This is a genomic window from Vreelandella halophytica (genome assembly GCF_968193635.1).
The window spans coordinates 1974290-1987592 of sequence record NZ_OZ309107.1; the positions used below are offsets into that span (position 1 = coordinate 1974290).

Sequence of the window (13303 nt, forward strand, 5' to 3'; positions counted from 1 at the left end):
CAACGGCAAACCGAAGAGCGGTTATCCCACTTAGAGAATCAAATTTTTCTACTGTATACGACCCCAAAGAGGGCAAAGTGCTAGGTAAAGTCCGTCACTAGCGTGTGCGTATCGAAATCTGACAGGGAGAGCTCTACATAAAGGCGCGGCGACTGATCGGTATAGTCGAACGTTCTGCTGCTACAAACCATCTTGTACTCTTTGCCCGACTTGCCCTCGGCGCGCACTTGGTCGCCCAAGTGAACATCCTCTGCAGGCGGCAGCCCAAGCTTGGGCGCATCCTTTGTAACCAACTCTTGAGCGTCGCCTCTAAAAACGTAGTGAGCATCATAAGACATTGCTGCTACCTCCTTCGCTTGTGGTGTGCCTAGAGCGTATCAGCATACTTAGAGGATGGGCAGACTGAGGGTGATGTAGAGGTCGCTTGTTCTGCCACACACTACCCATCACATTCGGTTCGCGATACCCTGCCTCTAGTGAATTTATCACTGAGGAGCGAAAAGTGGGCATAGAGCCTTTAAAAGCAAGAGAAGAGATATTTGCCGGCATCCAAGGTAAGCGTATTCACGGCGAACCCCTTTACGACACTGACATGCAACGCTTCCTTAAGCAGGCTCAATCTATACCTGAAGCTAATATAGAGCGCGATGCTACTATCAGCTTTGTCTTAAGCTCTTGGAAAAAATTTAGTCGAGCCGAAAAAGCCATTGATAACATGCTGAATAAATGGGGGCGCACACCTGAAGCCTTGTATTGGGCAATGCCCTGCTATGTGCTGGCTATGTGTTATGAAAAATATCTTCGCTGCGCTCAGGAAGCTCTGAGATTAGAACCTCAAAACCATACCTTCGCAAAAATATATGGCCACGCGACAGCTGCTTGTGCGGCGCTCGCTGAGCATAAAGAAGCATTGGAGATTATGAAAAATCTTGAGCTTGATACGGATAACACAGGCCTTCAGGATCTTACAGAAATACTCTCCTACGTCAAAAGCAAGGGTATTGCTGACATTGACTTGGGTCATACCCTTCAAAAGTATATAGATATCGCCAAAAAATTTATAACTAATAATCCTAATATTAGAACCGGAACTCAGATCGAGTTAGTCAAGGACCATGAAACAGGCGAACAAGAGCTTTGGCTTAACGTAATTGCAACGGTTAATGGCAAGATTGCTGCGCAAATCGATTGGGAATTTTCAAAGCAAGATGCAAGCGGGCTGCCTGAAAGCCTCGAAGGAAATGTATTCATTGGCTTGGCCATAGATCTAGATATTCAAACAAGCCAAGTGTTATCCATATGATTCAGCCTAAAGATATATTTGAGGTTTCCTCATCCCTTTTTGAGCAAGAAGGCGAGGCGTTTACAAGAAGTGCTGTTAGTCGTTGCTACTACTCTGCTCTCCATGAAGCAAGGCTACATACAGAAGATGTAGAAATTGAGGGCTCGACAAGCATGGGCTCTCATGTTTTGGTCGAGAAAAAAGTGGCGAAGAAATTTTCTACACAACAAGCACACCTGCTTCGTCGAATGAAGAAAATCCGGAACAGAGCCGATTATGATCTGTGGCGTAACTTCTCTAAAGATAATATGAGCAGAATGTTAGAAAATCATGAGCAGCTTTTGAAAGGATTGGCATTAGAAGGTGACGAGGGTGAAGGATGAGGATATTGGCAGTGTTGGCTGTGGCCTGTGTGCTGATGGGGTGTGGCAAGGCGGCTCCAAGTGAGGCGGAGCTGGGCAGAATTGCGGATGCTTCGGACGACGCTGATGTCTACTCTAATAAGTTTCGACAAGCTGGCCATGAAATCTCAGGAAATAATTGATGCAATGCGCAGTCAAAGAAAAATAACGCCGGCTTCTGGCGCGTTCCAGAGATAGAGCGCGCTCCAGTTTATTTCATATACTGCTCAGAACCAATACATTCAAGTAACCGCTACTACCTCAATGCTGATACTGGCAAGATCTCCCAAGTTAAAGATAACGTTTATTAGATAACCTCCTTTCTCAAAGTTTCGCTTATCACTAACCCCGCCTTGGGAGGGGGGGGGTTATTGCTTGGAGAAAATGATGGCCACCGAAGCCGGAGCGCTTTACCACACGGTCGACGCCCGGATGCAAGGGCTTTTGAAAGCTGAGAAGGACGTTGATAGCTCGTCTCGCCGCATGTCATCCGGTTTTGACGCCGACGGCGGATCGGCGTTTAAGCTGAAGAATATTGTGCCTGCCGTAAGCTCCGCCATGGCGACGCGCATGATCATCAGCTACACCGATGCGTGGACGAAAGCGCAGCTTGTTTTTTTACACGTCGATCAATCGACCAAAAACCTACTCCAGCGGCCCGGTCTGCTCAGCACTACCCACGCGTTTATCAAGCATGGCCGTATGAACATCCTCCAGGCTCGTCGGATCATCGATAGTCGAGGGAACGGTGAAGGGTTTGCCGTCGGCCATGGTGCGCATGAGCTTGCGAAGGATTTTACCCGAGCGTGTTTTGGGCAGCCGGTTGACGATGAGCACCTGTTTGAACGAGGCCACGGGGCCGATGGCGTCACGCACTCGCTGAATGAGTTCGGCCTCCAGCGCTGCTTCATCGCCGTTGAAACCATCCTTGGGAATGACCAGGCCGATCGGTAGCTGGCCTTTTAGCTCGTCGTGTATACCGATGACCGCGCACTCGGCGACCGCCGGGTGGCCGCCCAGCACTCCTTCCATTTCACCGGTCGAAAGCCGGTGGCCCGCTATGTTGATGACGTCGTCGGTGCGCCCCATGATGAAAAGATAACCGTCTTCATCCTGGTAGCCGCCGTCGCCGGTCAGGTAGTAGCCGGGAAACGCTGCCATGTAGGCGCTATGAAAGCGCTGCGGGTCTTGCCAAATGCCGGTCAAACAGCCCGGCGGGAGCGGCTGTTTGATGACCACGCTTCCCTCCTGCATCGGCGCAGCAGAAGCGCCTTCACGGTCGATGATCTCGACATTAAAGCCGGGCACCGGGAACGTGGCGGACCCCGCCTTGCAAAGCGCCAGCTCGATTCCCGCCAGGTTCGCGGCTATGGGCCAGCCGGTTTCGGTTTGCCACCAGTGGTCGATGACCGGCACCTGGAGGATGTCGCTGAGCCAGTGAAAGGTGGGTGGGTCGAGGCGCTCGCCGGCAACGAACACGTACTCGAGGCTTTCGAGCGTATAACGGCTTAACGCGAGCGCCTCCGGGTCCTCTTTTTTGATGGCGCGAAAGGCGGTGGGCGCGGTGAAAAAGGTTTTAACGCGGTACTCGTCGATTATACGCCAAAAACTGCCTGCATCCGGTGTTTTCACCGGTTTGCCCTCGTAAAGCACGCTGGTACACCCGCGCAGAAGCGGTGCGTACACGATATAAGAGTGGCCCACTACCCAGCCCACGTCCGAGGCGGTAAAGCACACCTCCCCCGGGGCCAGGTCGTATATGGCGTCCATGGAGTAGGCAAGCGCCACGGCGTAGCCGCCGGTGTCGCGTACCACGCCCTTGGGCTTACCGGTGGTGCCCGAGGTATACAGGATATAGAGCGGATGCGTCGCACTGACGGGCACGCACTGGGTAAAGGCGCCGCCCTCCTCGATCGCCTGCCAGTCGTACTCGCCTTGGCTCAACTCGGCGCGTAGCGCTTCGCGCTGAAACACGACCAGCGCATCGGGCTTGAAGTGGCTTTGGGCAAGGGCCCGGTCAACGATGGGCTTGTAGGGCAGTACGCTTTCGACCTCGATACCGCAGGAGGCGGCGATCACCACTTTGGGCTCAGCGTCCTCGATGCGAAGCGCCAGCTCGTGGGAAGCGAAGCCACCGAAAACGACCGAGTGAATGGCGCCCAGTCGCGCGCAGGCCAACATCGCAATCACCGCCTCGGGCACCATGGGCATATAGATCACCACCCGATCGCCCTTGGCCACTCCCAAACGTTCCAGCCCGCCGGCAAAGTGCGCAACGCGGTCACGAAGCGTGCGGTAGGTCAGCGTCTGTTTGCTGCCGGTCACCGGCGAATCCCAGTAAAGCGCAGGCTGCTCGCCGCGACCTTCATCCACGTGATGATCGAGGGCAGCGTGGCAGATATTGAGCGTGCCATCCTCGAACCAGCGGGCGTGACGCTGCTCATCGAAAGAGAGAATGGTGTCCGGGAAGTGGTGCCAGGGCACGCGCCTGGCCTGTTCGGCCCAGAACGTCTCGGGGGATTGTACGGAGGACGCGTAGATCGTGGGGTAACGGCGCATGGTGGCTTCTCATTATTATGTCGACGAACGAGGCTATGCGGGCACTTTAACCAGAAAAACCGGCGGGAACCGTTACACTATGGGCTAATGCCCAACCGCTACGCATTTAACCAGCGTTATGGTCGGCGCCTGATGCCACCCTTACCATTGACTCATCGTTAAACGACCGCTTGGACAAGCTTCGCTAAATTAACCAATATTGATCAACAATATTTCAACGTTAGACCGTTTCAGCCATTAAAAAACCCAGACTGCCGCGATTGAATGATCGAACAACTATAAAAATGTTACCTATCGTTTCGGCAAGGAGAAAACCATGTCTACTTCCCCAAGCGCCGCGTCTCGTTTACTCGAACATGAAGGTCAGGCATTGGAAGCAGGTACGCTGTTACTCAAAGCGCTCGCTAACGAGAAACGCCTGCAAATACTGTGTCTGCTAACCGAGAAAGAGCTATCGGTCACCCAGATCAATCACCAGCTGGCCCTGAGCCAATCCGCGCTTTCGCAACACCTGGCCATTTTACGCCGGGATGGCCTGGTGCAAACCCGGCGGTCGTCGCAAACTATTTTTTACTCGCTTAAAAGCGAAAGCGCCAAGGCCGTCCTGTCCGCCCTGGCGCTTCATTACGCGGCTTGAGGCCGCCTCGCGCATCGATCAGCGGCGGTGCCAGCCAGTCGCTTCGATAGCGCCCAGCGCTTTGGTCACTGCCTGCTCCACCCCGGACGATACCGCCACACCCACGCGCCGCCCGATGGTTTTGGGCGGCTCGAGTTTGACGCTAAATACGTCCCCTAGGGCCATACGCTCGACCAGATACGCTTCACTGGTGCCTACGCTGTCCACTAGTTGCTGTTCAAGCGCTTGGCTGCCGTACCAGATTTCGCCAGTGGCGAGACGCTCGATATCCATACCGGGGCGATGGCGACCCACGTACTCCTTGAAGAGCTTATGCGTGTTTTCCAGGTCATCGATGAACTTGGCCCGGCCCTCTTCGGTGTTTTCACCCAGCACGGTCAATGTACGCTTGTAGCGCCCGGCGGTGAGCATCTCGACATCGATATCGTGACGTTTTAGAAGGCGGTGGATATTGGGCACCTGGGCGACCACCCCGATCGAGCCGATGACCGCGAAAGGCGCGGCTTTGATGTGATTCGCGGTACACGCCATCATGTAACCCCCGCTGGCGGCGACCTTGTCGATACATACCGTGGTCAAAAGGCCAGCCTCGCGCAGCCGGTCGAGCTGTGCCGAGGCCAGCCCGTAGGCGTGCACCAGCCCGCCACCGGACTCCAGGCGTACCACCACCTCGTCGTTGGCGCTTGCCACCTCGATGACCGCGGAAACCTCTTGCGCGAACTGTTCCGTACGCGACGCCTTGATATCGCCATTGAAGTCGAGCACCCACACCCGCGCGGCCTGCCCCTCGGCTTTTTTAGCGGACTTCTGGCGCTCTTTCTCCTCACGGCGAAGGTGTTTAACGAGTTTTTTACGCGCGCCCTGGGCGGTCGCACTAACCTTGAGACGCCGGTTGCGCGCGCGGCGCTGCTCGTTCAATGACTCCACGTGAAGCGTCATACGGTGCTCGCCGCCGCGTTTACTACGCAAAAGTATAAAGCCGGCCACCAGTAGCAGCAGGGTCAAAATAACGCTCTGCACGAGGAAAGTGCCTATTTCAGTCATCCAATCACTCAACTGCGCTCTCCTTCGATGTTGAATCCCCGAACCCGGCCACCGCCGAGTGAAGATCAGGGAATCGCTTGCTTGATAAAATCCAATGCTTTAAATAGGCTCTTCGCAAGCTTATGGTTGACTCGCATCTTATCGCGCTCACGTAGCGTTTGCCTTTAAATAAACTCGTCATAGGAAACACTCGATGTCCTCTACCACCTTTGAAAAGCTTGAGTCCCGCTTCGACCCGGAAGCGGCCCGAGGTATGGATGAAGTCTTTCAGTTCCATTTCTCGGACGAGCAGAGCCATTATCTGCACGTGCAAGACGGCACCCTGGGCGTTCACGAGGGTGAGCACGACGACCCCTCCGTCACGATTTCCACCAGCACCGATACGCTGCGCGGCATCATGAACGGCGAAGTCAACGGTATGACCGCCTTCATGACCGGCAAGCTCAAGGCCACCGGTAACGTCATGCTGGCCACCAAATTGACCAGCCTGTTCCCCGGTAAATAAGCGCAATGAGCCAGCGCGCTTTGGCCTCTAGCGGAATTTGGCCAGGTGCGTCTCGATCAGCTCCCGAGAGATAGAGTAGGCCGGCGGCAGCGCCGGCGGTTTACGCGGTGAAAACCAGGCCGCATCGCTGATTTCGACGCCATCGATGTGAATCCGCCGAGTGGTCGCCTCGGCAAAGTAGCCAAGCATCAGCGAATGCGGGAACGGCCACGCCTGGCTCTTGTGGTAGCGAAGATTGTCGATATGCACGCCCACCTCTTCGAACACCTCACGGTGCACCGCTTCTTCGGCGGACTCACCCGGCTCGATAAACCCGGCCAGCGTCGAGTAGCGCCCGGGAGGAAAGCGCGGGCTACGCGCCAGCAGCATCGCCTCGCCCCGAGTAACCAGGGTAATGATGCAGGGCGAGATGCGCGGATAGTTGCGGTGCCCACAGGCATCGCAATGCATGGCGAACTCGGCGCCCAGTCGAGTAGCCTCGGCGCCACAGCGCCCACAGAAGCGGTGATTCTCAAGCCAGGCACTGACCTGTAGCGCCGTCGAAAGCAGGCTGAACCAGCTCTCGGGCAAATGCTCGAGCCAGTGACGCCCTTCCACCCAGTGCGCCTCGGGCGCATCTTCGATCGAGAGCGCTACCGGCTCGTCCTGCCAATAGCAAAGCGGCTGCATGGCCGGTGTCCAGGGCTGAAAAGGCTGCAGCGGCGTTGGCGCACCCTCGGGGGTGTTCACGCCCGGCGCCAGCTGCCCGCGGGCGATACGTACGACCCGCCCCGCCGCCTCGTTTTTGGGAATTTCCCGTTTAAGCATCTTGAGCGGTGCCCTCCGACCAGCGCAGATCATGCGCCTGGCACTTGGCGGCGTGCGCCGCTTCTTCGTCGTCGCTTGGCTGGATCACCCGAAGCTGGCCCGGCGTCAGGGTCAGCCGCTGGACCGAAAGACCTTCGCTTGCCTCGCTTTTCTCCTCGCGCTCGCTGGAACTCTCCGCATCGAGGGTCAGCGCGGTCTGGCCGCCGGTCATCGCCAGGTAGACATCGGCCAGAATCTCGGCGTCCAGCAAGGCGCCGTGAAGCACCCGGTGGCCGTTGTCGATATCGTAGCGCTTGCAAAGCGCATCCAGGCTGTTGCGCTGGCCCGGGTGCATCTGGCGCGCCATGGTCAGCGTATCCAGCACACGGCAGTGCTCGCTCACCGGGCCCAGCGGTTTTTGACGGCGCTTATTGGCCAGGTTCAGCTCGTGGTCGATAAAGCCCACATCGAAAGGCGCGTTATGAATGACCAGCTCCGCGCCCACGATAAAGTCCCAGAACGCGTCGGCGATATCGGCAAAGACCGGCTCGTTGGCGACTTTCGCGTTGTCGATGCCGTGAACGGCGACGACCTCGGCATCGATATGCCGTTCCGGGTTGATGTACTGGTGGTAGGTCCGCCCGGTAAAGCGCCGGTTGATCATCTCGACGGCACCGATTTCAACCATGCGGTGACCATCCCGGGTTTCGATGCCCGTCGTCTCCGTATCGAGAATTATTTGGCGCATGGCGTGCTCCTTTGGTGATCATCGATGGCTTCGTTGGCCAGGGCATCGGCTTTTTCGTTGCCGGGGTGGCCGCTGTGCCCTTTGACCCAGTGCCACTCGACCGTGTGGCGCCTGGTTTCCTCGTGCAGGGTTTTCCAAAGTTCGGCGTTTTTGACCGGCTGTTTGGCCGCGGTTTTCCAACCCCGCTTGACCCAGTTATGGATCCACTGGGTAATGCCCTGGCGCACGTATTGGGAGTCGGTCCAGAGTTCGACCGCACAGGCGGTGTTCAGCGCGCGCAGCGCCATGATGGCGGCCATCAGCTCCATACGGTTGTTGGTGGTTTGCGCTTCAAACCCCTTGAGGGTTTTCTCGTGCGGCCCGCTTGCGAGCACTGCCCCCCAGCCCCCGGGGCCTGGATTTCCTCGGCAGGCGCCGTCGGTGTAGACCACGACTCGGGGCTGACTGTCTTGCTCACTCACGCTGATTTTCCTTTGCAATACGAGATGACGATTTGGCCGGTTCTTCTAAATACGCCCGGTTGCGCGAAGCCCCCAGCGGCAGAGACGACGCCTTGGCAGGCAGCTTGAACTTGACCCGCTCGATGGGGGCGCCGCGCTCGCGCCGGCACGCCTGGATCATGTAGCTTTGCCCGAGTGGCAGGTTGTGGCGCCGCCCCCAGGCCTCCCAGCGCTCGCCGCAGGGGGCGTTGATACGACCACGAAAACAGCAGTAGTCTACGCGCTTCACCTCGAAGTCGACAAACGCCAGCCAATCGCGCAAGCGGTTGACACTATGCCAGTCACCACTGAAGGGAAACGCCGAGTGCCCGCCGTGGCGGCGCTTTAAAAGCCCGCTCAGGCTGAGCGGATTGAAGCCAAATAGCACCAGCACGCCATGGTCGTTGGTGACCCGGGCCGCCTCCTTGAGGGTAAAGTGGGGGTCCGGCAACTGTTCGAGCCAGTGATGGATCACCACGGTGTCCAGGCAGCGGTCGGGCAGCGAAAGGCTGTCCGGCGGGCAGACCAGGGTCGCGGGGGACTCGGCAAGGGCCAAGGTAGGCGCCCAGCGTATACGATGGGGAATACGGGATAGCGACATCAGCGAGCGCCCCATGCTCATCTCCAGGCAGTGCTGGCCGTGGCGATTTTCTACCACGGGGCCCAGGCAGGCGCGCTGCACATCCCAAAGCGAACGCCCGGCCGGGGTTTCCCAATAGACTTGGCTTTGGGCCAGCCGTTTGGCAAGCTCGGGGGCCATCGAGGAATTTGACATGGAACGCGCTTGCCTCCACAGTAGCGACTTTTTTTCGCGGTGCGCGTATTCTTGCACACGCCGTCGCGTAATTTGAACGTTAAAGGATCTCGCCCATGATGAGCGTGACACCGATTCCTGCCCTTAGCGATAACTATATTTGGTTGCTGCGCCAGGATACTAGCCAAAACGTTTGCGTGGTGGACCCCGGTGAAGCAGCCCCGGTCATCGAGCTTTTGGAGCGCGAAGGCCTTAGCCTGGCCACCATTTTGATTACGCATCATCATCACGACCACACCGGCGGGGTGAAAGAGCTCAAAAGGCGCTACGGCTGCCACGTGATCGGCCCGGCGGGCTCGTCCATCGAAAGCCTCGATGAGACGGTAGGCCACGGCGACGAGCTGCGCGTGATGGGTCGGCTTTTCGAAGTCATCGCGACCCCCGGCCACACCCTGGACCATATCAGCTACTTCGCGGCGGGTATCCCGGCATTGCTGTTTTGCGGTGATACGCTCTTTTGTGCCGGCTGCGGGCGGCTTTTCGAAGGCGAGCCGGAGCAGATGCTTGCCTCGCTCGAGGCACTGGCAAAGCTTCCCGAAGATACGCTGGTGTTTGCCGGTCACGAATACACCAGGGCCAACCTGATGTTTGCGCGGCAAGCCGACCCGGATAATGACGCGATCCCCCAGGCGCTGGAGGAGTGCGAGAAAGCACGTGCGATGGATCGCCCCACCCTTCCCAGCAACATCGGGCGCGAGTTAACCATCAACCCCTACTTACGCGTGGCCACCGACAGCGTGCGCCAGGCCGCAGGGGCCCAAGGCCCAAATGGTGACGACCTCGCAACGTTTACGACGTTGCGCGAGTGGAAAAACCGTTTCTAAAGCCTTTACCCAGAAAAGACGCTCTATGACTTATCGCACCATTCGCCAGCGCTTTTTACTAAGCGCTGGCAGCACCGTTATTATGGGCCTTTTAATGGCCACGGCGGCCAACTCCGAAGCCTCCGCCAATCGTTCTGGTGTCTTTACCTCTGCACCCGCGCCCAACACACTGCCAGCGTCCGGGGGTCAGCAAGCACCAGCGTCAAAGCTCGACGCCTACCACGCCCACTTCTGGGATTCCCTGTCCCTCGAACCTCAAAGCGTATGGAAGACACTACGCGACGCGTTTCAGTGGCAGGACAAAGCGCTTACCCCCGATGCCCAGGCACGCGTCGATCAGTGGATCGAGTACTACCGTGCCCGGCCGGAAAACATCGCCGAAATCACGCGCCGCGCTACCCCCTGGCTTGCCTGGATCACCGAACAGGTCAGCGCACGCGATCTACCCGGCGAAATCGCGCTGATCCCTTTCGTGGAGAGCTCCTTCGACCCTAGCGCCAAAAGCCATATGGGCGCGGCGGGGCTTTGGCAATTCATGCCGCGTACCGGCGACGCGCTGGGGCTTGTGCGCAACAGCCGCTACGATGGCCGGCTCGACGTTCTTACCTCGACCCAGGCCGCCCTCGACTACCTGGAGTCCCAGGCAGAGCAGTGGTACGCAGGCGACATGATGCTTTCGCTGGCCGCCTATAACGCCGGCGCCGGCACGGTCAACAAGGCGGTACGCCGGGCCCACGGCCAGGGGCTCGAAGGCAGCTACTGGGATCTCAACTTGCCCTCGGAAACCCTGCAGTACGTACCCAAGCTCAAGGCCATTTCGGCGATCATTCAGGATCCGGAATTTTACGGCGTCGAGCTACCCGAGATTCATGCCTCCCCCGCGTTTGCCAAGGTGCAGCTCGCACAGCCGCTCAGTTTGGCCCAGGCTTCGACCCTTCTGGATGTCAGTCAGCAGCGCCTGGCCGAGCTCAACCCGGGGCTGCTCGCCGCCCAGGCAGGGCCACAAAGCGCGCAAACGCTGCTGGTGCCGGAATCGGCGGACAGCGAGCTCATCGCCGAGCTTTCCCAAAATGGCTCGAGCATGCTCGCCACGACCCAGACCCCAGCGGTTCATCGCGTTGAAAGGGGGGATAGCCTATCCGCTATCGCCGCGCGCTATAATGTCGACCAAAGCGACCTGATACGCTGGAATGCCCTCGAGCGGCCGAATGCTCTGGAGACCGGCCAGCTACTGGCGCTCTCTGCGCGGTAGAGGGCGTCGATTTTCGGTCACGGTTCAACGCGACAACAGGACGTCCTCGATGCGAAGCGGTGTGCGATGTGTCAAAGCTCTTTGCGCCCTACTGCTAACGGCGGCCAGCGCCGCCCCTTTGGCGGCGCTGGCCACTGACGAAAGTGCCGCAATGGCGATTTCCGAGCCGCCTTCGAGTGCGCCGGTCGAAACCGTTCACGGGCTGTCGCTCTACGACACCCCGGCGCTCGATGAAGGCTTTGCTTACTTCCCCCATGTGAACCCTCAGGCGCCCAAGGGCGGCAGTATCATTCATACCGCCGTGGGCTCGAGCTTCGATTCGACCAACCCCTTCATCATTCGCGGCACCCCCGCCACCGGGGTGAGTACGAAGATTTACGACACCCTGATGGCGACCAACCCCAACGAGCCGTTCAGCCTGTACGGCTTATTGGCCGAAGGCGTACGCCTGGACCCGGACCGGGCGTGGATCGAGTTCGACCTTCGCCCAGAGGCGCGCTTTCAAGACGGCGAACCCGTGACCGCCTACGACGTGGTGTTTTCCTTCGATCTGCTACGCGAAGAGGGCAACCCGTTTTTCGCCAGCTACTACGCCGGTGTCTCCCAGGTCATCGCCCAAAGCGAGCACCAGGTGCGTTTCGAGTTCAGCGACACCACCTCGCGAGAACTGCCGTTGATCGTAGCGCAACTGCCGATTCTACCCCGCCACTACTGGGAGCCGCGGGATTTTACGGCGCCGACACTGACCGCTCATCCGGGCTCCGGGCCCTACCGCATCGGCGAGGTGGACCCGGGCCGGCGGATCGTCTTCGAGCGCGACGAAAACTACTGGGGCAAGGATTTGCCGGTTAATATCGGGCGCTACAACATCGACCGGATCGTTTACGACTACTACCGCGACCGGGATATCGCCTGGGAGGCATTCAAGGCGGGGCTCGTCGATTTTCGCGAAGACGCCCGCGCTGCTACCTGGGCGATCGGCTACGACTTCCCCGCCTACCGCGAGGGGTTGATCGAGCGCATCACCGTGCCCGACGTCAACCCGGCGCTCATGCAGGCCTTCGTATTCAACTTGAATAAAGTGAAGTTTCAGGACCCGCGAGTGCGCGAGGCGCTAAGCCTTACCTTCGACTTTGCCTGGCTCAATACCAACATTTTTTACGATAACTACCAGCGTACCGAAAGCTACTTCCAGAATTCGGAAATGGAAGCCGTAGGCCCGCCTTCCGAGGCCGAGCTTGCGCTTTTGGAGCCCCACCGTGAAGAGTTGCTCGCCTCGCATCGCTCCGACCGGCTGTTCACCGAATCGCTGCCCATGGAACAGCCCGCGGCGCTGCGTGAGCGCCTGCGCCGCGCCCTTGGGCTCTTGCAAGAGGCCGGTTACGAAATCGAAGACGGGGAGCTCGTTCACAGCGAAACCGGCCAGCCGCTTCGCCTCGAAGTATTGATGTACGACGCGGCGCTCGAACGCATGGTACAGCCAATGCTTAGAAACATGGCGCGTCTGGGCGTCGACACGTCCATGCGTATCGTCGATATCAACCAGTACCTGAACCGGGTGCGTAACTTCGATTACGATATCGTGACCACCCACTACCCCCAGTCGAACAACCCCGGCAACGAGCAGCGCGACTTCTTCACCAGCGCCGCCGCCGAGGCGCCTCAAAGTCGTAACCGTATGGGGCTTGCCCACCCGGCAGTCGACGATCTGGTCGAGCACATCATTAGCGCCGAGGACCGTGAAGAGCTCGATGTGGCTACCCGGGCGCTCGACCGTGTGCTGCGCTGGGGCTTTTACGCCATACCCCACTACCACTCTGGCGAAACCCGCATCGCCGTGTGGGACAAGTTTGGCTACCCGGAGCCGTTCCCCGCTTACGCCATGGACCTCGACGCCTGGTGGGTGGACCCCGACCGCGAAGCCAGCCTTGAAAGGCGCCGTTAGGGCTTTTTCGATCACCCCAGGAGCGCA

Annotated in this window: 14 protein-coding genes; 7 read left to right on the forward strand and 7 right to left on the reverse strand. The window is 58.6% G+C overall.

The genetic code is table 11. The annotated features are described in order from the left end of the window. Positions 1 to 80 precede the first annotated feature (80 nt). A complete protein-coding gene (locus ACWHXT_RS09290) occupies positions 81 to 338 on the reverse strand; it encodes a hypothetical protein (RefSeq protein WP_447955632.1) in 258 nt (85 codons plus the stop codon). A 164-nt stretch (positions 339 to 502) separates the two neighbouring features. On the opposite strand from ACWHXT_RS09290, the gene ACWHXT_RS09295 reads away from it, so the two are divergent. Together ACWHXT_RS09295 and ACWHXT_RS09300 are read left to right on the forward strand one after the other, a co-directional pair. After that, the gene (locus tag ACWHXT_RS09295; protein ID WP_447955633.1) at positions 503 to 1303 is read left to right on the forward strand and encodes a hypothetical protein; all 801 of its coding nucleotides are present in this window, start codon (positions 503 to 505) and stop codon (positions 1301 to 1303) included. Beyond that, entirely contained in the window at positions 1300 to 1665 is a 366-nt protein-coding gene (locus ACWHXT_RS09300; RefSeq protein ID WP_447955634.1) for a hypothetical protein, read from the forward strand. The genes ACWHXT_RS09295 and ACWHXT_RS09300 overlap by 4 nt, the downstream gene beginning before the upstream one ends. Before the next feature lie 663 nt (positions 1666 to 2328). On the opposite strand, the gene ACWHXT_RS09305 is transcribed toward ACWHXT_RS09300, so the two are convergent. Continuing rightward, complete coding sequence (locus ACWHXT_RS09305) at positions 2329 to 4242, reverse strand: AMP-binding protein (protein ID WP_447955635.1); 1914 nt, start codon at positions 4240 to 4242, stop codon at positions 2329 to 2331. A gap of 316 nt (positions 4243 to 4558) precedes the next feature. Here ACWHXT_RS09305 and ACWHXT_RS09310 point away from each other — a divergent pair, with 316 nt between their 5' ends. Further along, positions 4559 to 4879, forward strand: a complete 321-nt coding sequence (locus ACWHXT_RS09310) for an ArsR/SmtB family transcription factor (protein WP_447955636.1) — start codon at positions 4559 to 4561, stop codon at positions 4877 to 4879. A gap of 18 nt (positions 4880 to 4897) precedes the next feature. Here ACWHXT_RS09310 and sohB read toward each other — a convergent pair whose 3' ends face one another. Beyond that, the gene (sohB, locus tag ACWHXT_RS09315; RefSeq protein ID WP_447955637.1) at positions 4898 to 5935 is read right to left on the reverse strand and encodes a protease SohB; all 1038 of its coding nucleotides are present in this window, start codon (positions 5933 to 5935) and stop codon (positions 4898 to 4900) included. Positions 5936 to 6116: 181 nt separating this feature from the next. On the opposite strand from sohB, the gene ACWHXT_RS09320 reads away from it, so the two are divergent. After that, positions 6117 to 6428 carry an SCP2 sterol-binding domain-containing protein gene (locus ACWHXT_RS09320; RefSeq protein ID WP_447528905.1) on the forward strand — a complete coding sequence of 104 codons (312 nt, stop codon included), beginning with the start codon at positions 6117 to 6119 and terminating at the stop codon, positions 6426 to 6428. 27 nt (positions 6429 to 6455) lie between these two features. Here ACWHXT_RS09320 and nudC read toward each other — a convergent pair whose 3' ends face one another. The 4 genes from nudC to ACWHXT_RS09340 are packed head-to-tail and all read right to left on the reverse strand — an operon-like array spanning position 6456 to position 9216. After that, on the reverse strand, positions 6456 to 7235 hold the full coding sequence (gene nudC, locus ACWHXT_RS09325) for an NAD(+) diphosphatase (protein WP_447926114.1): 780 nt from the start codon (positions 7233 to 7235) through the stop codon (positions 6456 to 6458). Next, the gene (gene dnaQ / locus ACWHXT_RS09330) at positions 7228 to 7962 is read right to left on the reverse strand and encodes a DNA polymerase III subunit epsilon (protein WP_447955638.1); all 735 of its coding nucleotides are present in this window, start codon (positions 7960 to 7962) and stop codon (positions 7228 to 7230) included. Before dnaQ ends, nudC begins: the two co-directional genes overlap by 8 nt. After that, positions 7950 to 8429 (reverse strand): ribonuclease HI, encoded by a 480-nt coding sequence (gene rnhA / locus ACWHXT_RS09335; RefSeq protein ID WP_447896161.1) that lies wholly within the window; start codon positions 8427 to 8429, stop codon positions 7950 to 7952. The genes dnaQ and rnhA overlap by 13 nt, the downstream gene beginning before the upstream one ends. Continuing rightward, on the reverse strand, positions 8416 to 9216 hold the full coding sequence (locus ACWHXT_RS09340) for a class I SAM-dependent methyltransferase (RefSeq protein ID WP_447926116.1): 801 nt from the start codon (positions 9214 to 9216) through the stop codon (positions 8416 to 8418). The genes rnhA and ACWHXT_RS09340 overlap by 14 nt, the downstream gene beginning before the upstream one ends. 95 nt (positions 9217 to 9311) lie before the next feature. Here ACWHXT_RS09340 and gloB point away from each other — a divergent pair, with 95 nt between their 5' ends. The 3 genes from gloB to ACWHXT_RS09355 all read left to right on the forward strand — a co-directional run bounded on the left by gloB (position 9312) and on the right by ACWHXT_RS09355 (position 13276). Continuing rightward, positions 9312 to 10079 carry a hydroxyacylglutathione hydrolase gene (gloB, locus tag ACWHXT_RS09345; protein ID WP_447955639.1) on the forward strand — a complete coding sequence of 256 codons (768 nt, stop codon included), beginning with the start codon at positions 9312 to 9314 and terminating at the stop codon, positions 10077 to 10079. Positions 10080 to 10104: 25 nt separating this feature from the next. Then, on the forward strand, positions 10105 to 11331 hold the full coding sequence (locus ACWHXT_RS09350; RefSeq protein ID WP_447955640.1) for a transglycosylase SLT domain-containing protein: 1227 nt from the start codon (positions 10105 to 10107) through the stop codon (positions 11329 to 11331). 151 nt (positions 11332 to 11482) lie between these two features. Then, positions 11483 to 13276: an extracellular solute-binding protein gene (locus ACWHXT_RS09355; protein ID WP_447955641.1), complete on the forward strand. Its 1794-nt coding sequence runs from the start codon at positions 11483 to 11485 to the stop codon at positions 13274 to 13276. The last annotated feature ends 27 nt before the right edge of the window (positions 13277 to 13303 follow it).

Bases quoted from the DNA above. Each gene is read 5' to 3' on its own strand.
- ACWHXT_RS09290 (WP_447955632.1), bottom strand. From the start codon at position 338: ATGTCTTATGATGCTCACTACGTTTTTAGAGGCGACGCTCAAGAGTTG.
- ACWHXT_RS09300 (WP_447955634.1), top strand. From the start codon at position 1,300: ATGATTCAGCCTAAAGATATATTTGAGGTTTCCTCATCCCTTTTTGAG.
- ACWHXT_RS09305 (WP_447955635.1), bottom strand. From the start codon at position 4,242: ATGCGCCGTTACCCCACGATCTACGCGTCCTCCGTACAATCCCCCGAG.
- ACWHXT_RS09310 (WP_447955636.1), top strand. From the start codon at position 4,559: ATGTCTACTTCCCCAAGCGCCGCGTCTCGTTTACTCGAACATGAAGGT.
- ACWHXT_RS09320 (WP_447528905.1), top strand. From the start codon at position 6,117: ATGTCCTCTACCACCTTTGAAAAGCTTGAGTCCCGCTTCGACCCGGAA.
- nudC (WP_447926114.1), bottom strand. From the start codon at position 7,235: ATGCTTAAACGGGAAATTCCCAAAAACGAGGCGGCGGGGCGGGTCGTA.
- dnaQ (WP_447955638.1), bottom strand. From the start codon at position 7,962: ATGCGCCAAATAATTCTCGATACGGAGACGACGGGCATCGAAACCCGG.
- ACWHXT_RS09340 (WP_447926116.1), bottom strand. From the start codon at position 9,216: ATGTCAAATTCCTCGATGGCCCCCGAGCTTGCCAAACGGCTGGCCCAA.
- gloB (WP_447955639.1), top strand. From the start codon at position 9,312: ATGATGAGCGTGACACCGATTCCTGCCCTTAGCGATAACTATATTTGG.
- ACWHXT_RS09350 (WP_447955640.1), top strand. From the start codon at position 10,105: ATGACTTATCGCACCATTCGCCAGCGCTTTTTACTAAGCGCTGGCAGC.
- ACWHXT_RS09355 (WP_447955641.1), top strand. From the start codon at position 11,483: ATGGCGATTTCCGAGCCGCCTTCGAGTGCGCCGGTCGAAACCGTTCAC.